Consider the following 19,199-nt stretch of genomic DNA (forward strand, 5'->3'; position numbering starts at 1 on the left):
CACCATGCCCCTCGTAGCCCCCGAACTGCTCGCCCCCGCCGGCACCTTGAAAAACATGCGCTATGCCTTCGCCTACGGCGCCGACGCGGTATACGCCGGCCAACCGCGCTACAGCTTGCGGGTGCGCAACAATGAATTCGACCACGCCAACCTGGCCGTCGGCATCGACGAGGCCCACGCGCAGGGCAAACGTTTCTACGTGGTGGTGAACATCGCCCCGCACAACGCCAAGTTGCGCACGTTCCTCAAGGATCTTGAACCGGTGATCGCCATGGGGCCGGACGCCTTGATCATGTCCGACCCTGGACTGATCATGCTGGTCCGCCGACATTTCCCGCACATGCCGATCCACCTGTCGGTACAGGCCAATACGGTGAACTGGGCGAGTGTCGAGTTCTGGCAACAACAGGGCCTGAGCCGGATCATCCTGTCCCGGGAGTTGTCGCTGGAGGAAATCGCCGAGATTCGCCAGCAGGTGCCGGCCATGGAACTGGAGGTGTTCGTCCACGGCGCGTTGTGCATGGCCTATTCCGGACGCTGCCTGCTGTCCGGCTATCTGAACAAGCGCGATGCCAACCAGGGCAGTTGCACCAACGCCTGTCGCTGGAAATATTCAGCGCAACCGGCGATGGAAAACGCCGTGGGGGATATCGTCCAGGTGTATCAGCCGGAACCGACCCTGGGCCTCGGCGCGCCGACCGACCAAGTGTTTTTGCTGCAAGAGACCAATCGCCCGGACGAATCCATGCCCGCCTTCGAAGACGAGCATGGCACCTACATCATGAACGCCAAGGACCTGCGAGCCGTGCACCATGTGGAAAAACTGACCCACATGGGCGTGCATTCATTGAAGATCGAGGGCCGGACCAAGTCGCACTTCTATTGCGCGCGCACCACCCAGGTCTATCGCCGCGCCATCGATGACGCCATGGCTGGCCGGGAATTCGACCGCAGCCTCATGGCCGACCTGGAATCCCTCGCCCAGCGCGGCTACACCGAAGGCTTCTTGCGCCGGCATGTGCATGACGAATACCAGAACTACCAGAACGGCAGCTCGGTATCGGAGCGCCAGCAGTTCGTCGGGGAGCTGACCGGCGCCCGGCGCGAGCGCTTGGCCGAGGTCCGGGTAAAGAACCGCTTCGGCCTGGGGGATCACATGGAGCTGATGACACCCAAGGGCAATTTCCACTTCGACCTGCACCAGTTGCAGAACATCAAGGGCCAAGGCATCGACGTCGCGCCGGGGGACGGGCATGTGGTGTATGTGCCGATTCCGGATGCGGTGGATTTGCGGTTCGGGTTGTTGATGCGGGATGTGCGGGAGCCATAGCACTGGCACTGATCCGATAATGCAGGCGCAACCAAACAACTGTGGGAGCGAGCTTGCTCGCGATGGCGGTGGGTCAGTCAAATGAATGCTGGCTGATCCGCCGCCATCGCGAGCAAGCTCGCTCCCACAAGGTTTTGTTGTGTTTGCGTCTGTCGAACCCGGCAGAAACTGCCGAAGGCTGCGATCCTCCGCTCTCGATAAGGCCTGGCGGGCCAGGCGAAAAACGTCTGGATCGAAAGCGAAAGATCGCAGCCTTCGGCAGCTCCTGTTGCCCCGGGATCAGATCCGGAACTGCCCCACCAACTTGCCCAGGCGCTGGCCCAGGTCGGCCAGGCTCCGGGAAGTCTGGGCGCCGAGCTGGGTTTCGTCGGCGACGCTGTCCACGGCCACGGCAATCTGGTGCACGCTGCGGTTGATTTCCTCGGCCACCGCGGTTTGTTCCTCGGCGGCGCTGGCAATCTGGGCGTTCATCGAGTTGATGGTGCCGATCAGCTGGGCCATGGTATCCAGCGACGCGCCAGCCTCGTTGGCCCGTTCCGAAGTACCATCGCCAGCCTCGCTGGAACGGCGCATGGCCTCCACCGCCGCATGGGTACCCGACTGCAGGCGGTCGATCATCCCCTGGATTTCCTGGGTACTTTGCTGGGTCCGGCTGGCCAGGGCGCGAACTTCATCGGCCACCACCGCAAAACCACGCCCCGCCTCACCGGCACGCGCAGCCTCGATAGCAGCGTTGAGGGCCAGCAGGTTGGTCTGCTCGGCAATCGAACGAATCACCCCAAGCACGCTGACAATCGAAGCCACGTCCTGTTGCAGGCTGTCCAGGGACACACCGCTGCTGCGGATATCGTTCACTAGTGCATGAATCTGCTGGATGCTGCCGGCCACCACCCGCTTGGCGGACTGGCCTTCTTCATCGGTCTGCTGGGCCGCGACGGCAGCACCCTGGGCACTGCGAGCGACTTCCTGGGCTGCGGACGACATCTCGTTGATCGCCGTGGCGACCTGATCGGTCTCGTGGCGCTGGCGCTCCATCGCCTGTTCGGAGCGCTGTGCCTGCTCGGACACCTGTGTTACCAGGCCGGTCAGTTGCGAGGTCATGTCGGTGATCTGCCGCACCAGGCCATGGATCTTGTCGACAAAACGGTTGAACGAACCGGCCAGTTGGCCCAGCTCATCCTGACTGGTGATCGCCAGGCGCCGGGTCAGGTCGCCCTCGCCCGCCGCGATGTCGTCGAGGTTGTCTTTCATCAGGTGCAGCGGCCGCAGGATGGTGTTGGCGAGCAGCAGGCCCACCACCGCGATCACCAGCAACACCACGGCGGCAATCCCGACGATGCTCAGGATCACGCCTTGCACGCGGTCGTGGACCTTGGCTTCCACCAGTGCGACCTGGGCTTCGATGCCGTCCAGGTTGACCGAGCTGCCGACCGCCATGTCCCATTTGGACAGGTATTCGGTATAGCCGAGCTTGGGCACCAGGTCCTTGCTGCCGGGCAGCGGCGAGCTGTATTCCAGGTAATGCGTACCGTCCTTGGCGACTTTCACCAGGTCGCGGTTGACGTAGACACCGTTCGGGTCGCGGTTGTCCTTGAAACTCTTGCCCACGCCATCGGGGCTGTTGGCCTTGAACAGGCGAATGGTCTCGGAGTCGTAGCCGAAGAAGTAACCATCCTTGCCATAACTGACGTTGGACAGCAGCTTGATCGCCTGGGCGCGTGCCTCGTTGTCGCCAGGCGCGGCGGCATCGTAGAGCGGCTTGATCGCGGTAAGGCCCACCGCCACGTAGTTCTGCAACGTGGCCTTGGCTTCGCTGAGCAGACGCTCGCGAGTTTGCTGGACTTCGTTGCTGGCTTGCTCCTTCAAGATGAATGCCGTGGTCAAGCTGATGATCACCGCAGACAGCAAAACCGGCAGTATTGCCAGGGACAGGACTTTAGCCTTCAGGCTCAGGCGCATGCTGTTCACTCTTGTAGATGTTATGGCGTGGTTAGCTGGGTTAACGGCAGCGCACGGCAAAACTGTAGGACAAGGTGAACGGTTGGCGGGAGTCATTGAATTCAAGGGCCCCATCGCGAGCAAGCTCGCTCCCACAGGGGGATGATGCGAACACAACATGTGTGAGCACCACCGGACCCTGTGGGAGCGAGCTTGCTCGCGAAGAAGGCGGCGCGGTCTTGGCCTACAACACCATCGCCGCCACCCAACCAAACGCCAGCAGCGGCAGGTTGTAGTGGAGGAAGGTCGGGACCACGGTGTCCCAGATATGGTGGTGCTGGCCATCGATGTTCAGGCCGGAGGTCGGGCCCAAGGTCGAGTCCGAGGCGGGCGAGCCGGCGTCGCCCAGGGCACCCGCGGTGCCGACGATGCAAACGATCGCCAGCGGGCTGAAGCCCAGTTGCAGGCACAGCGGCACGAAGATGGTCGCCAGGATCGGCACCGTGGAAAACGACGAGCCGATGCCCATGGTCACCAACAGCCCCACCAGCAACATCAGCAGCGCACCGACACCCTTGTTGTGGCCGATCCAGGCCGCCGAGGTTTCCACCAGGCTCTGGACTTCACCGGTGGCCTTCATCACTTCGGCGAAGCCCGAGGCGGCGATCATGATGAAACCGATCATCGCCATCATCTTCATGCCTTCGGTGAACAGGTCATCGGTCTCGCGCCAACGCACCACACCCGAGACCGAGAAGATCAGGAAGCCCGCCAGCGCACCGATGATCATCGAATCGAGCAGCAGTTGGATGGCGAATGCCGCCGCGATCGCCAGCCCCGCCACCAGCAGGCTGAGGGGGTTGTAGCGTACGGTGACCTGCTCGGCGCGAGCGATCTTCTTCAGGTCGTAGACGCGTTTTTTTCGATAGGAAATGAACGACAGCACCAGGCCAAACACCATGCCCAGCGCCGGGATGCCCATGGCGTGGGTGATGTTGATGCCGCTGACGTCCACGCCACTGCGGGCGATATTGGCGAGCAGGATCTCATTGAGGAAGATGTTGCCGAAGCCCACCGGCAGGAACATATACGGTGTGATCAGGCCGAAAGTCATGACGCAGGCGATCAGCCGGCGGTCCAGCTGCAGCTTGGTCAGCACATAAAGCAGCGGCGGCACCAGCAGCGGGATGAAGGCGATGTGGATGGGCAAGATGTTCTGCGAGGCGACGGCAACCGTGCCCAGCAGGCCGATCAGCACCCATTTGACGCCTGTGCCGCCCGCGGCGTCCTGGCGATCCACCATGGCCAGGGCCTTGTCGGCCAGGGCGTGGGCCATGCCCGATTTGGCAATCGCCACCGCGAAAGCGCCCAGCAGCGCGTAGGACAATGCCACCGTAGCACCGCCACCGAGGCCTGCGTTGAACGCCTTGAGCGTCGCCTCGATCCCCAGGCCACCCATCAAGCCGCCGACCAATGCGCCGACAATCAGCGCGATCACCACGTGCACGCGGGACAAGCTGAGCACCAGCATGACGCCAACCGCGGCAATTACTGCATTTATCATCGTTACCTCAAAGCACAGCGATGGAAAGCCACCGGACAAAAAGGTCGCGACTTTGCAGCAAGCGGCGGCAAGCTGCAAGGGTCATGCAGCGGGTTTTGCAGTCACTGCCCATCCATTGTGGGAGCGAGCTTGCTCGCGATAGCGGAGGGTCAGTTGATATTCATTTTGCTGAACTGACGCTATCGCGAGCAAGCTCGCTCCCACAGGGGCTCTGCGCCACCATTGGTATGTTTCAGCGCCTGGGCAAGTCGATCACGACCTTCAACCCGCCCCATTCGCTTTCATCCAACGCCAACGTCCCGCCCCAGGTATCGACGATGTCGCGCACGATGCCCAGGCCCAGGCCGTGGCCGTCCGTCTGCTCGTCCAGGCGCGTGCCGCGGCTGAAGACCTGGTCGCGGCGGTCTTCGGGGATGCCCGGGCCGTCGTCCTCCACGGTCAGGCTGAAGCCCTCGGCCGTCTCGGTCACGCTCAAGCGCACTTCGGCGTCGGCCCATTTGCAGGCGTTGTCCAACAGGTTGCCCAACAGTTCCAGCAGGTCTTCCCGATCCCACGGCAGGTGCAAGCCGGGCGGCGCGACGCAGGCCAGATGCAGGTGCTCGCCATGGATCATGTTCAGCGTCGCCAGCAACCCCGGCAACTCGGCGTCGCAGTCCAGGTGTGCACCAGGCAAGGCATCGCCCGCCAACCGGGCGCGGTTGAGTTCGCGGTTCAGGCGCTGGCGGACCTGCTCAAGTTGTTCAAGCAACAGTTTGCGCAACTCCGGATAGGGATCGAGCTTTTCGTTCGAGGCCAGGCTTTGCAGCACCGCCAGCGGGGTTTTCAAGGCGTGGCCCAGGTTGCCCAGGGCATTGCGTGATCGCTTGAGGCTGTCTTCGGTATGGGCCAGCAGGTGGTTGATCTGTGCCACCAGCGGCTCCAGCTCCCTCGGTACCTGTTCATCGAGCTGCGAACGCTGCCCGCGCTGCAATTGGGCGATCTGCTCCCGGGCTTTCTCCAAGGGACGCAAGGCGCGCTGCACCGTAAGCCGTTGCAACAGCAGAATCAGCAGCAAGCCCGCCAAGCCAAGGCCAAGGCCGACCTGCTGCATTCGCAGGAAGCTGTCACGCACCGGGGTGTAGTCCTGGGCGACGCTGATGGAAATGGCCTGGCCCAGGCGTCGATAGTCGGTACGCAAGACCAGCAGTTTCTGGCCTTCGGGACCCAGTTGCAGGTTGCTGTGCAGCCCCGGATGGTCGAGCTGGGGCAGTTCCTGGTCCCATAGGGAACGAGAGCGCCAATGCTCTTCGGCAAAATCGATACGGAAGTAATGTCCCGAAAACGGTCTTAGATAAGCCGGGGACAAGCGTCGCTCATCCAGTTGCAGGCCTTGCGGACCACGTACCAGCGCCACCAACAGGTTTTCACTGTCGTTGCGCAATCCTGCTTCCAGGTAACGCTGCAAGCCCAACTCGAACAACCACAGACTGGTCTGTGCCAGGATCAGGCCGACCACGACCATCACACCGATCAGTCCAAGGCTCAGGCGCCGCTGGATGGATCTCACTGCGCCTGTCCGCCGAACAGGTAACCCTGGCCGCGGCGGGTTTCGATCACGCTGCGCCCCAGTTTGCGGCGCAGGTGATTGACGTGGACTTCCAGCACATTGGAATCGCGCTCGGTTTCACCGTCATACAGGTGCTCGGCGAGATGACTTTTGGACAGGATTTGCTCGGGATGGAGCATGAAGTAGCGCAACAGGCGGAACTCGGCGGCGGTCAATTGGATTTCCGCGCCGTCGCGAATCACGCATTGCCGACCTTCGTCCAGATGCAATCCCGCCGCCTGTAGCGTGGGCTGATTGACCTGGCCATGGGAACGGCGCAGCAGCGCCTGGATGCGCAGGTGCAGTTCCTCGGGATGGAACGGCTTGGTCAGGTAGTCATCGGCCCCGGCCTTGAGCCCTTCGATGCGCTCGGCCCAGGAACCGCGGGCAGTGAGGATCAGCACCGGAGTGCTCAAGCCTGCGGCCCGCCATTGGGCCAGGACGTCGAGCCCTGGCACTCCGGGCAGGCCAAGGTCGAGAATGATCAAGTCGTAGGGCTCGCTGCTGCCCTGGTACACCGCATCGCGACCATCGGCGAGCCAATCGACTGCGTAACCCTGTCGGGCCAGCCCGGCCATCAGCTCGTCGGCCAGGGGAACATGGTCTTCCACGAGGAGCAGGCGCATCAATCTTCCTTATCTTTGAGTAAACGGCCGGTTGCGGCCTCAAGGTCCAGTTCGCGCACTACGCCATCGGTATCCAGCAGCTCGACTTCATAAATATAGACGCCGTGCTTTTCCTCAAGCTCGGCTTCCAGCAACTTGGCACCGGGGTGGCGGTCCAGTGCCTGTTGGAGCAAGTGTTCCAAGGGCAGGATCACGCCCTGCTGGCGCAATTGCAGGGCTTCGTCCTGATCCAGGTCTCGGGCTGCCGCCAGCGAGCAAAACGTCAACAGCGCCAGCGCCCAGCGGCTGCGGGCGCGAAGATTAAGCTTCATTACGTATCCTGATGATTCTTGAGCACCTCGCCGGTAACGGCGTCGAGTTCCAGGTCCCACTCGATGCCTTTGGCATCACGCAGGTCCACCTTGTAACGGTACTTGCCGTAATCCTCTTCCAGCTCGGTATCGGTCACCTTGGCATCAGGGTGTTTGGCCAGGGCAGCGGCGTTGAGTTTCTCGAAGGACAGGATGGTACCAGCGTCCAGCAGTTTTTTGGCCTCGTGGTCATGGAGGTCTCTTGCTTGAGCCAAGCCAGCGGTCAGGATCACGAACGTCGCGATAAAAAAGGCAGTCAGGCGGTTCACGGGTTATCTCCTTTTTATAATTTCACCGGAAAACTGTATCGGGGTGAACTTAACTGAAACTGAATTGCCATCATGGAACACATGTCAATCTGGGAGCTTGCTCGCTCCCACAGAGTCTTGTGTCGTTATAATTCACCGCTTGCCAGCATTCGAGACCGGTATGACCGCCATCCATATCAAGTTCCCCGCCCTTGCCCTCAAGGCCGGCCCCCGTGCCTTCCTGCGTATCCGCCAGGCGGGCCTCAGTGCCGCCGACGTCGGCACCCTGCCCGGCGCCGCCGGTGGTCCGAAGGCATTGGGTATCCAGGGGCTGGACCTGGCACTGTTCGGTGAATGGCTCCCCGCCGCGCCCCGGGAGCGTTCGCTGATCGGCGCTTCGGTTGGTTCCTGGCGCTTTGCCAGCGCCTGCCTGCCGAACGCAGCCGAGGGCATCCAGCGCCTGGGCACGTTGTATAACGAACAGAGTTTCGCCAAAGGCGTGACCATGGCAGGCGTCAGCCAAAGCTCCCAGCGCATGCTCGATGACTTGCTGGAAGGCCGCGACCTGACGATCCTCGACAACCCGCATTACCGGCTCAACATCATGGTAGTCAAGAGCCACGGCCTGCTGTCACAAGACCACCGAGGCCGGCTGGGCCTGGGTTTGTCGTCGGTGATTGCCGACAACCTGCGGGGCCGCGCACGCCTGTCGCGGCATTTCGAACGACTGATCGTGCACGACCCACGCCTGGCCCCACCGCTGCACCCGCTGACAGACTTCCCGTCGCGCTTCGTGCCCCTGGTGGCCGGCAACCTGCGCCAGGCACTGCTGGCGTCCGGCTCGATCCCGATGGTGATGGAAGGCGTGCGCGATCTCCCCGGTGCCGGCGCGGGCACCTACCGCGACGGCGGCCTGCTGGACTACCACCTCGACCTGCCCTACAGCGGCGAAGATATCGTCCTCTATCCGCATTTCACCGACCGGGTCATTCCCGGCTGGTTCGACAAGGGCCTGCCATGGCGCAAGGGCAACGCCGAGCGTCTCCAGGACGTGCTGTTGCTCGCCCCATCGCGCGAATACCTCGCCCGCCTGCCGTACGGCAAACTACCGGACCGCAACGACTTCAAGCGCTTCATGGGCGACGACGCGAGCCGCCGCAAATACTGGCGCACGGCGATGGACGAAAGCCGCCGGCTCGGCGACGAATTCCTGGAACTGACGGCCAACGGTGGATTGGGCGAGCGTTTGCTGACCCTTTAGTCAGCACGCTCGGGCATCACACGGATCAACCTGATAAACTCCGCCGCCTGCCTCGCGACCGCTATCTTAAAGAGCCTGAACCTGTGGAAATTTTCAAAGAATTCACCTTCGAATCCGCCCATCGCCTGCCCTACGTGCCCGAAGGCCACAAGTGCGGCCGTTTGCATGGCCACTCGTTCAAGGTGGCGATCCACCTCAGTGGCGACATCGACCCGCAGACGGGCTGGATTCGCGACTTCTCGGAAATCAAGGCGATCTTCAAGCCGCTCTACGAGCGCCTCGACCACAACTACCTCAACGACATCCCTGGCCTGGAAAACCCGACCAGCGAAGTCCTGGCCAAGTGGATCTGGAATGAGTTGAAGCCGCTACTGCCGGAACTCAGCGCCATTCGCATCCACGAGACCTGCACCAGCGGCTGCATCTATCACGGCGAATAACGCCGCTCTCCGGCAAGGGCGCTTTTGTGGTGAGGGCGCTTGCTCCCTCGCCACGGTTTGTTCTGCCGATGTATTGGCCTATGATTCCAAAGCCAATTCAGACGGGAGCTCGAGCATGACCCACTGGCCGCTGGATCAGGTCTACGACTTCAACGGGCACTCTGTCCGCTACGCCATCCACGGCGAAGGCCCGCCGCTGGTATTCGTCCATGGCACGCCGTTTTCTTCCTATGTATGGCATCGGATCGCGCCGCTGTTCTTCACTACGCACCGAGTGCACTACTTCGACCTGCTGGGTTATGGCCAGTCCGCGCAACCAGATGCCGACGTGTCCCTGGGCGTACAGAACCAACTGCTTGCCCAACTGCTGGAACACTGGAAGCTGGAACGCCCCGACGTGGTGGCCCACGACTTCGGCGGAGCCACCGCGCTGCGTACGCACCTGCTCAATGGCAAGGACTACCGCAGCCTCACCCTGATCGACCCGGTGGCCCTTTCCCCGTGGGGTTCACCTTTTGTCCAGCACGTGCGCCGGCACGAAGCGGCGTTCAGCGGCCTCCCCGATTACATTCAGCAGGCCATCGTCCCGACTTACATCCGCGGCGCGATCAAGCGGGACATTCCCGATGAAGAATTGGCGCCCTACGTGCAACCGTGGCTTGGCGAGCCGGGCCAGGCGGCGTTCTATCGGCAGATTGCGCAGATGGACGAGTGCTACACCTGCGAGGTCGAAGGGCTGTACCCGAGCGTACGCTGCCCGATCCAGATATTGTGGGGCGAAGATGACCAGTGGATCCCCATCGAGCGCGGTCGGACGTTGCACGGGATGATTCCGGGGGCGCTGTTTCAGCCCGTTCCGAACGCTGGGCACCTGGTCCAGGAAGACGCGCCGGAAGTGATTGTCGCGGCAGTTATGCGGTTCCTGGCGTGACTTCCCTCGATACAAGCACGGCGCATTCCCCTGTGGGAGCGGGCTTGCTCGCGAAGGCGGTGTGTCAGGTCCAGATACATTGACTGACACACCTTCGCGAGCAGGCTCGCTCCCACAAAAAACCGGATAAGCAGTGAGCGCTGTGTTCCAACTTGAATCACCGCCGCACCGCTTTCGCTCCTCGCAGCACACCCAACCCACAAATTGACTATAAATAACCAGCCCTCACCCGCTTGGCACGGCCGCTGCACGCTTGCGACTTCCCTTCTCCTACGCAAGGACCGCCACAATGACTCAGAACGATCCGGGCAACGACTATCCCTTGAGCGAAGTCCCGATGAGCGCTCGCAAGGGTTTGGCCTCCACGGCCATGGTGCTGCTGGGCTTCACGTTTTTCACCGCGACCATGTTTGCCGGCGGCAAGCTGGGCGTGGCGTTCGGTTTTGCCGAGATGCTCACAGTCATCGTCATCGGCAATCTGCTGCTGGGCCTTTATGCCGCGGGCCTGGGTTATATCGCCTTCAAGAGCGGGCTCAATTCGGTGCTGATGGGCCGCTTCTGTTTTGGAGAGGTGGGCAGCAAGCTCAGCGACTTGATCCTCGGCTTTACCCAGATCGGCTGGTACGCCTGGGGCACGGCCACCGCGGCGGTGGTGCTGGGCAAATATTTCGAATTGGGCCAGGGGACGGTGCTGGGGCTGATGGTGCTGTTCGGGCTGGGGTTCTGCGCCACGGCGTATATCGGCTATCGCGGACTGGAGATTCTTTCGTACGTCGCCGTACCGGCCATGTTGTTGCTGCTGATGCTCTCGATGTGGGGCGCGACGCAGAAGATCGGCGGCCTCGACGGGCTGCTGGCAGTCGTGCCCACGGGCAACCTGGACTGGTCGACGGCGATCACCCTGGTTTTCGGCACGTTTGTCAGCGGCGCCACCCAGGCGACCAATTGGACTCGATTCTCCCGTTCGGCGAAGGTCGCGGTGCTGGCGAGCCTGATCGGCTTTTTCCTCGGCAACGGCCTGATGGTGCTGATCGGCGCCTACGGGGCCATCGTCTATCAACAGCCTGACGTGGTCGAAGTGCTGCTGTTGCAGGGCTTCGCCATGGCCGCGATGGCGATGCTGCTGCTGAACATCTGGAGCACCCAGGACAACACCATCTACAACTTCGCCGTGGCCGGCTGCAACCTGCTGCGCACCCGTCGACGCAAGGCCGTCACCCTGGCCGGCGCGGTGATCGGCACGCTGCTGGCGCTGCTGGGCATGTACGACATGCTGGTGCCTTATCTGATTCTGCTCGGCACGGTCATCCCGCCGATTGGCGGGGTGATCATGGCCGATTTCTTCTTCCGCTGGCGCGGTCGTTACCCGCGCCTGGCAGAGACGCAGCTGCCAGCGTTCAACTGGCCCGGGCTGTGCGCCTATGGCGTCGGCACCGTGGCCGCTTTCAACTCGCCATGGATCGCACCACTGGTAGGAATCGCCGCCGGCGCGCTAACGTATGTGCTATTGATCGGCGTAACCGGCACTCGCACTGCTGACGCGCCCCTACAAGACCTCTAAAGGACTCGCCCGATGCACATCATCAACGCCCGCCTGCGCAATCGTGAAGGCTTGCATGAACTGCACCTGGAAAACGGCCTGATCGCCAGTATCGCCCGGCAGACCGAGGCCCCCAGCCTGGGGGCCGAAGACATCGACGCCGGTGGCAACCTGGTCGTGCCGCCCTTCGTCGAGCCGCACATTCACCTGGACGCCACGCTGACCGCTGGCGAACCGCGCTGGAACATGAGTGGCACGTTGTTCGAGGGCATCGAGTGCTGGGGCGAACGCAAGGCCACCATCACCCACGAAGACACCAAGACCCGCGCCCGGAAAACCCTCCAGGCCCTCGCTGCCCATGGCATCCAACATGTGCGCACCCACGTCGACGTGACCGATCCCGCACTCACCGCCCTCAAGGCAATGCTCGAAGTGCGCGAGGAGAGCCGTCATCTGGTGGACATGCAGATCGTCGCGTTTCCCCAGGAAGGCATCGAGTCCTACCGCAACGGCCGCGAGCTTATGGAAGAAGCGATCCGCATGGGCGCCGACGTGGTGGGCGGCATTCCGCATTTCGAGTACACCCGCGACCAGGGCGTCAGCTCGGTGAAATTCCTGATGGACCTGGCCGAACGCACCGGTTGCCTGGTGGACGTGCATTGCGACGAAACCGACGACCCGCACTCGCGCTTTCTCGAAGTGCTCGCCGAAGAAGCCCGCAGCCGCGACATGGGCGCCCGCGTCACCGCCAGCCACACCACCGCCATGGGCTCCTACGACAACGCCTACTGCGCCAAGTTGTTCCGCCTGCTCGGGCATTCGGGCATCAGCTTCGTCTCCTGCCCGACCGAAAGCATTCACCTGCAGGGACGCTTCGACAATTTCCCCAAGCGCCGCGGCGTCACGCGGGTCAATGAACTGCTCGAAGCCGGGATGAACGTGTGCTTCGGCCAGGATTCCATCGTCGATCCGTGGTACCCCCTGGGCAACGGCAACATCCTGCGGGTGCTCGAAGCCGGATTGCACATCTGCCACATGCTCGGCTACCGCAACCTGCAAAGTGCCCTGGACCTGGTCACCGACAACAGCGCCAAGGCCATGAACCTGGGCGAGCGCTACGGGCTGGAGCCTGGCCGTCCGGCGAACCTGCTGGTCCTCTCGGCCGACAGCGACTACGAAGTGATCCGCAGCCAGGGCCTGCCGCTCTACTCGATTCGCAACGGTGAAGTATTGATGAAGCGGCAGATGCCGGTGGTGGAGTTCGGGCCGCAGCTGGACTGAAATCACCAATACCTGCAGGAGCGAGCTTGCTCGCGATAGCGGTCTGTCCGTTGACAGCGATGTGACCGACCGGGCGCTATCGCGAGCAAGCTCGCTCCCACAGGGGACCTCAGTCGTGCACTGATTTTGCGCCCGCCGAATATCTACTGTGGGAGCGAGCTTGCTCGCGATGGGGTCATTGGCCGCGCCGCACCAAACAATCTGACCCGCACCAGCTCCCCCGCCTCTTCTTCCAGCAGAATCGGCGCAGTCCCGCCCGGCATCACGACCCTGACCACCCCGGCCTTCACCCAACCCACCCGCCACGCGGCACTGGCCACCGCGCTGGCGCTGGTGCCCGACGACGCGGTAGGGCCTTCGCCCCGCTCGAACACCCGGGCGGCGATTTGTCCTTCGGCTTCGAGCCGCGCCCATTGCAGATTGATCCCGGCCAGACAAGGAACTCCCGCCCCGCCCGGCGCCGCATAGGCAATGTCGGTCAGGACCCGCGACAGGGCCGGCGCGCGCATCTGCGCAAGGCTGGGCAACGCCGCCGCATCATCGAGCAAAGTCACACAGTGAGGATTGCCGATGCGCACGAACTGGCTGTAGCCCCACGCCCTGTTCAACGCATGAAGCGCTGGTACACGGCTCAGTTCGCACGGGCCGAACATCACGTTTTCGACACCATGGGCAGCCACGGCCCGTGGTCCGAACAGCGGCGCGCCCAGGTCCAACCAAAAACCCTGGACACCTTCGAATTCAGCAGCGCGAACCGTGGTCTGCACCGGTGAGACGTCTTCAGTTTTGTCGTGATGAACCTGCAGCAGACATTCACCGTCGCCCACCAGCAAACCTCGCTCCTGCAAGGCCATGGAAAAAATCGTCAAGCCATTGCCGCTACGCTCGGCCAGCGTCCCATCGGTATTGATGATCAACAGATCAAACGGCGGTGCGTCCTGGAACGGGCCGATCAGCAGGCCGTCACTGCGATGAGCCTTGGCATCCGGCGGCGCTTCGCCCGGCGCCCATGCACAAAAAGCCTGCACGGCGGCAGCGCTCCAGGTTTCTCGGGTTTGCGCAGCCTGGGCAGCAGACGATGGCAGGTCGATCCCCAAGGCACGGACTTGCCGTGGCGAAACGACGCCATAGATATTGCCGCGTGCATCGTAGAACTGTGCCATGGACAAACCCGGATCGATCAACAAGGGCCGTTACTGTATGCCGGCGAAGACTACGAGGGCAAAGCTTGCCGGACACCCTGGCATTCGCGTCGGCACCTTGAGGTCGCAGTGAGGTCAGTGGATATGCAAGCATAGGCGCCTGCTCGCAACACCGTACCGCACGAAAGCCAAGGATGTTTCATGACCGCGATTACCCCTCCACCTACCTTTGCTCCAGGCCGCCTGGAACAGATGTCCACCCGCATCGCCTACCTCATCGCCGGGATCGGCATCGCCGCCTGGGCGCCGCTGGTGCCTTACGCCAAGGTGCGGGCGAACCTGGACGAAGGCACCCTGGGGTTGCTGTTGCTGTGCCTTGGGGTCGGGTCGATCCTGGCGATGCCGATTTCCGGTGCGCTGGCGGCACGGTTCGGCTGCCGTCGGGTGCTCAGTGGCGGCACGCTTTTGGTCTGCCTGGCATTACCGTTGTTGGCAACGATGAGTTCCCTGCCATGGCTGGTGGCGGCGTTGTTTTTGTTCGGCGCCGGGCTCGGCACCGTGGACTCCACCGTGAACCTGCAAGCGGTCATCGTCGAGCGCGCCAGCGGCAAGACCATGATGTCGGGTTTCCACGGCATGTTCAGCCTCGGCGGGATCATTGGCGCGGCCGGCGTCAGTGCGCTGCTCGGCCTCGGGCTTTCGCCGCTGGCGGCGACGCTGGCGGTCAATGCCGTGCTGTTGGTGGCGCTGTTCAAGGCGGCGCCGCACCTGCTGCCCTACGGCAGTGAAAGTTCAGGTCCGGCGTTTGCCATTCCCCACGGCGTGGTGCTGTTTATCGGCATCCTGTGCTTCATCGTATTCCTGGCCGAAGGCGCGGTGCTGGACTGGAGCGCCGTATTCCTGGCTAGCGAGCGCGCGGTGGATACCGCCTATGCCGGGTTGGGTTATGCCGCGTTTGCCTTGACCATGACCGTCGGCCGGCTGACCGGCGATTCGGTGGTGCATCGCCTGGGCGCCAAGCGCGTGATCATCTACGGCGGGTCGATCGCGGCGACGGGTTTCCTGATCGCCACCGTCGCACCGATGTGGCAAGCGGCGCTGCTGGGTTATGCATTGGTCGGCGCCGGGTGTTCGAACATCGTGCCCGTGCTGTACACCGCCGTCGGCAAACAGACATTGATGCCCGAAGCCATCGCCGTGCCGGCCATCACCACCATCGGCTATGCCGGCATCCTCGCGGGGCCGGCATTGATCGGGTTTGTTGCCCATGGCAGTAGCCTGGGTATTGCGTTCGGGTTGATTGCACTGTCGTTGGTGGCGGTGGCGGCCAGTGGGAAGGTGTTGAAGGTCTGAGGTCTTGCAGATTTCCCCGTGGCGAGGGAGCTTGCTCCCTCGCCACAGGGGTACGCCTCAACCTTGGAGCTGGATCAAAACCCCACGCTCGCCTGCACAAAGAACGTACGCGGCGCGCCGACGTAGATGCCCGAGTTGTTGTCGCTGGAACGGGTGTAGTACTGGTGATCGAACAGGTTCTTGACCCCGGCGCCGACTTTCAGGTTCGACAATTGCTCGCCGAAGTCGTAACCCGCCCTTACGTTCCAGAGCATATAGCCAGGCATGTCGCCATACCGGCCGTCAGCGTTACCGTCGGTGATGTAGTTGTCGCTGAAGCTGCCGTCAGGATTGACACTGTTGCCCGGTGAACGCTGCTTGGACTGGGCGAAGCCGTCGAGGTTGTAGGTCCAGCGATTGACGTCGTAGCGCAAGCCCACGGTGGCCACCTGGCGAGAGTAGAACGGCAGGTCGCGGCCCTTGAAGCTTGGGATATCCCCTTCATAAGTCGCGCGGGTGTAGGTGAAACCAGCACTGGCGGTCAGGCCCTCGAGGCGCGGGTCGAGCGCGGCCATGTCGTAGTGCACCGAAGCCTCCAGGCCCTGGTGCTTGGTGGCGCCCATGTTGGTCCAGCCGACGTCGTTGCTGATGTACTGCAATTCGTCATCGAAATCGATGTAGAACAGCGTCACCTCGCCGCCCCACACGTCATCGTTGTAGCGCGTGCCGATTTCGTAGGTCTTGGCCTTTTCCGGGCTCAGGCCATTGGCGGTGTTGTTGCCTTCACCGCCCTGGCCCAATTGGAAATACTGCAGGCTGCCAAACGAAGTTTCGTAGTTGGCGAACAGCTTCCAGGCATCGGACAGGTGATACATCACGCTCAAGGCCGGCAGCGGTTCGTTGCTGTCGATGCTGCGGCGCTTTTCCTGCACGGGATTGCCAGCGGTGTCGAGCACCGGGCGGTCGTGCCATTCAGTGCTGATGCTTTCGAAGCGGATGCCTGGGGTGATGGTCCATTTGCCGACGTCGATCTTGTCATCGATGTAGACCGCGTGGGCTTCGGTGCCACCGGTGCGGTCCTGGTAGACGTGGCCATCGGAACCCGGGCGCACCACCGGCTCGTTGTTGCGCAGCGCCAGGCGGCTGGCCTCTTCGTGCATGCCTTCCTTGAGGTAGCGGTAACCGACACTGGCCTCCTGGGTGGTGGGCCCAAAATCAAACACATGGGAAACCCGAGGCTCGATGCCGAAGGTGTAGTACGTGCGCGGGTAGGAGACCAGGTTGCGCTGGTCCCGGTTAGCGATGGTGCTGCCGCGGTAGCTGTCGGAGTAGTAGGTCAGCACCTCGGCCTGGGTGCGATCGCTGATCTCGCGAATCCACTTGAAGGACACGTCCTTGCGCCGGCCGCTGAAGTTGTCCCAGTCGCGGTCGGACTGGTACGGGTCGGCGTCGTACTGGGCCTGGGTCAAGCCGCCAGGCATGTCGGCCTTGGCGTCGTAGTAATGGAAATTCAACGAGAAGTCATCGACATCGGTCGGCGCCCAATGGGTCTTGAGAATGACGTCGTCGATGTCGTTGCCGTTATTGCTTTTGCGAAAACCGTTGCCGTTGACGCCGGAATACAACAGCGCCACGCCCAGGCCGTTGTCAGCGGTGCCGCCGAGAAACGCCGTGTCGATGTGCTTCCAGCCGCCGCGCTGGGATGTTTCCAGGGTGCTGCCGATTTCCCCGGTGGCTTTTTCAGGAATGGCGCGGGTGACAAAATTGATCACCCCGCCGACGTTCTGCGGCCCATAGCGCACCGACCCGGCGCCGCGCACCACGTCGATGCTGTCCAGGTTGCCGGATGAAATCGGCGCCATGGACAGTTGCGGTTGGCCGTAGGGCGCGAACGCCGCAGGTACGCCGTCGATCAACACCGTGGAGCGTGGCGACAGGCGCGAGGTGAGGCCGCGCACGCCGACGTTCAGGGAAATATCACTGCCACCCGTGCCGTTGGCGTCCTGCACTTGCACACCGGGCACGCGACGCAGCACATCGCCAACGTTCATCGCGCCCTGCTCGACCATCGCCTCGCGACGGATCACCGTCCGCGCGCCGGCGTGGTTCTGCACCACTTCGGCATTGGCATCGCCGAGCCAGTCGCCAACCACCTGGATGTCGGTGGTGCCCAGTTCCAAAGGGCCCGCCGTGGGCGCCGGCAGAATGGTCACCGAGCCTTCATCGATCTGGTATTGCAGGCCGCTGCCCCGTAACAGTTGGCTGAGCGCCGCCTCCGGGGACAAGGTGCCCTCCACCGCCGGGGCTTGCTTGCCGGCCACCAGCTCAGGGCTGAAAAATACTTGCAACGAGGTCTGCTGGCCCAGCTGGCTCAGCGCCTGGCCCAAGGGTTGCGCCTGGATATGGATGGCTGTGGCGACCTGGTCGGCAAAGGCCTGGGGCAACCCGGCGCTGACAGCCAGGCTCAGGGCCAGCGGCAGCCAGCGTACGGGAAGGCGTTTGTTGTTTTTGGCGAAAGTTTTCACGTCGAACCTTGTCCTGTCGAATCGCAAGAATACGCGTCTGTTAATGCAAACCAGTTGCAGTTGGACAAGAAGACGAAGAACTCGAAAAAAACCTGAATCTATTTCGAAATTATTTCCTGGCTGCCGTCATCCAGCGTGCGCACGACCACCGGCAGGATGTTCGGCAAGGCCTTGAGCAGCGCCTCGGGATTGTCCGAACGAAACACGCTGGTCAGGCGCAGGTTGCCCACCGATGCACTGGCAACCCGCAGGGGCTTGGTGCGATAACGGGACACTTCCTCGGCCACTTCACTTAACGGCGCATTGTTGAACACCAGTTTGCCGTTGCGCCATGCGGTGACTTCACCGGCATTGATCGCATACGGCGCCGCGACCTTGCCCCGGGCATCGATCCGGGTGCCGAGGCCGGCCGTGAGGTTGACGGGCCTGTCGCGACCCTGGACCCGGACGCTGCCCTGCTCCACCGCCACCCGGGAACCGTCGGCATCACGGCGCACATCGAAGCGCGTACCGGTGACCGTCACCTGGCCGTTGCCCGCGTCCACGGTGAACGGACGTCCCGTGTCATGCTCAACGCTGAACAGCGCCTCGCCCTCGACCAGTTCCACCCGGCGTTGGTGATGGGCGAACTGGACACGCACGTGGCTACGGCTGTTGAGGTCGATCGCCGAACCATCCGGCAAGGCGACATGCCGACGCTCACCCAGCGCGGTGGCAAATTCGCCGCTGTAATCGCCCGCAGCGTCCAGGCCACTGAACAGCCCCAACCCGACCGTCACCGCGAGCAACCCCGCGGCCACGGCAAAACGCAGCAGCGGTCGGCGCTTCGCACGTTCGGCGGGGCGCTCGCACAACGCTTGCAGACGCTCCTTGGGCAGCAGATCCGTCGCGCTCCAGATGCCTTGGAGCAGTTGAATCTCGTCGCGATGGTTGGGATGTTCGCTCAACCAGGCATCGAAACGCTGGCGCTCCTCGACGCCCATCACCGGGTTTTGCAAACGCACGAACCATTGCGCCGCCTCGTCGCGAACCCTGCTCTGCCCGCACGGGCATTCACGGCTATCCATCATGGAAGGGTCCTGTGGCTCAGGTGGAAGAAGACGACG

Annotated in this window: 16 protein-coding genes; 7 read left to right on the top strand and 9 right to left on the bottom strand. The window is 62.8% G+C overall.

The genetic code is table 11. The features are described 5' to 3' along the window. The first annotated feature begins 4 nt into the window (after nucleotides 1–4). Entirely contained in the window at nucleotides 5–1,330 is a 1,326-nt protein-coding gene (trhP, locus tag KSS97_RS19940; RefSeq protein ID WP_217859978.1) for a prephenate-dependent tRNA uridine(34) hydroxylase TrhP, read from the top strand. Nucleotides 1,331–1,609: 279 nt separating this feature from the next. On the opposite strand, the gene ctpM is transcribed toward trhP, so the two are convergent. The 6 genes from ctpM to KSS97_RS19970 form a co-directional block, all read right to left on the bottom strand. Further along, a complete protein-coding gene (ctpM, locus tag KSS97_RS28880) occupies nucleotides 1,610–3,613 on the bottom strand; it encodes a methyl-accepting chemotaxis protein CtpM (RefSeq protein WP_496196881.1) in 2,004 nt (667 codons plus the stop codon). Beyond that, on the bottom strand, nucleotides 3,513–4,829 hold the full coding sequence (locus KSS97_RS19950; protein WP_187293354.1) for a Na+/H+ antiporter family protein: 1,317 nt from the start codon (nucleotides 4,827–4,829) through the stop codon (nucleotides 3,513–3,515). The genes ctpM and KSS97_RS19950 overlap by 101 nt, the downstream gene beginning before the upstream one ends. 235 nt (nucleotides 4,830–5,064) lie before the next feature. After that, nucleotides 5,065–6,378 carry an ATP-binding protein gene (locus KSS97_RS19955; protein WP_030142048.1) on the bottom strand — a complete coding sequence of 438 codons (1,314 nt, stop codon included), beginning with the start codon at nucleotides 6,376–6,378 and terminating at the stop codon, nucleotides 5,065–5,067. Then, nucleotides 6,375–7,043: a response regulator transcription factor gene (locus KSS97_RS19960; protein WP_030142049.1), complete on the bottom strand. Its 669-nt coding sequence runs from the start codon at nucleotides 7,041–7,043 to the stop codon at nucleotides 6,375–6,377. Before KSS97_RS19960 ends, KSS97_RS19955 begins: the two co-directional genes overlap by 4 nt. Continuing rightward, a complete protein-coding gene (locus KSS97_RS19965) occupies nucleotides 7,043–7,354 on the bottom strand; it encodes a PepSY domain-containing protein (RefSeq protein WP_030142050.1) in 312 nt (103 codons plus the stop codon). The genes KSS97_RS19960 and KSS97_RS19965 overlap by 1 nt, the downstream gene beginning before the upstream one ends. Continuing rightward, nucleotides 7,354–7,662, bottom strand: coding sequence for a PepSY domain-containing protein (locus KSS97_RS19970; protein WP_217859979.1), 309 nt, complete (start codon nucleotides 7,660–7,662; stop codon nucleotides 7,354–7,356). The genes KSS97_RS19965 and KSS97_RS19970 overlap by 1 nt, the downstream gene beginning before the upstream one ends. Nucleotides 7,663–7,822: 160 nt before the next feature. Between KSS97_RS19970 and KSS97_RS19975 the strand changes: the two genes are divergently transcribed. From KSS97_RS19975 to codA, 5 genes are all read left to right on the top strand, one after another. After that, nucleotides 7,823–8,902: a patatin-like phospholipase family protein gene (locus tag KSS97_RS19975; protein WP_217859980.1), complete on the top strand. Its 1,080-nt coding sequence runs from the start codon at nucleotides 7,823–7,825 to the stop codon at nucleotides 8,900–8,902. Nucleotides 8,903–8,985: 83 nt separating this feature from the next. Next, on the top strand, nucleotides 8,986–9,342 hold the full coding sequence (gene queD / locus KSS97_RS19980; RefSeq protein ID WP_198795925.1) for a 6-carboxytetrahydropterin synthase QueD: 357 nt from the start codon (nucleotides 8,986–8,988) through the stop codon (nucleotides 9,340–9,342). Nucleotides 9,343–9,457: 115 nt separating this feature from the next. Continuing rightward, complete coding sequence (locus tag KSS97_RS19985) at nucleotides 9,458–10,273, top strand: alpha/beta fold hydrolase (protein WP_217859981.1); 816 nt, start codon at nucleotides 9,458–9,460, stop codon at nucleotides 10,271–10,273. A gap of 289 nt (nucleotides 10,274–10,562) precedes the next feature. Next, a complete protein-coding gene (codB, locus tag KSS97_RS19990) occupies nucleotides 10,563–11,834 on the top strand; it encodes a cytosine permease (protein ID WP_217859982.1) in 1,272 nt (423 codons plus the stop codon). 12 nt (nucleotides 11,835–11,846) lie between these two features. Continuing rightward, nucleotides 11,847–13,094: a cytosine deaminase gene (gene codA / locus KSS97_RS19995; RefSeq protein WP_217859983.1), complete on the top strand. Its 1,248-nt coding sequence runs from the start codon at nucleotides 11,847–11,849 to the stop codon at nucleotides 13,092–13,094. Nucleotides 13,095–13,237: 143 nt separating this feature from the next. On the opposite strand, the gene KSS97_RS20000 is transcribed toward codA, so the two are convergent. After that, a complete protein-coding gene (locus tag KSS97_RS20000; protein WP_217859984.1) occupies nucleotides 13,238–14,257 on the bottom strand; it encodes a diaminopimelate epimerase in 1,020 nt (339 codons plus the stop codon). Nucleotides 14,258–14,437: 180 nt separating this feature from the next. Here KSS97_RS20000 and KSS97_RS20005 point away from each other — a divergent pair, with 180 nt between their 5' ends. Next, nucleotides 14,438–15,589: an MFS transporter gene (locus KSS97_RS20005; protein WP_198795920.1), complete on the top strand. Its 1,152-nt coding sequence runs from the start codon at nucleotides 14,438–14,440 to the stop codon at nucleotides 15,587–15,589. A gap of 74 nt (nucleotides 15,590–15,663) precedes the next feature. Here the strand turns inward: KSS97_RS20005 and KSS97_RS20010 are convergent, their stop codons facing one another. Then, nucleotides 15,664–18,093 (bottom strand): TonB-dependent siderophore receptor, encoded by a 2,430-nt coding sequence (locus KSS97_RS20010; protein WP_217859985.1) that lies wholly within the window; start codon nucleotides 18,091–18,093, stop codon nucleotides 15,664–15,666. Nucleotides 18,094–18,191: 98 nt separating this feature from the next. Further along, entirely contained in the window at nucleotides 18,192–19,163 is a 972-nt protein-coding gene (locus KSS97_RS20015) for a FecR family protein (protein ID WP_217859986.1), read from the bottom strand. Nucleotides 19,164–19,199: the final 36 nt, after the last annotated feature.

It is taken from the genome of Pseudomonas alvandae (assembly GCF_019141525.1).
Taxonomy (GTDB): Bacteria; Pseudomonadota; Gammaproteobacteria; order Pseudomonadales; family Pseudomonadaceae; genus Aquipseudomonas; species Aquipseudomonas alvandae.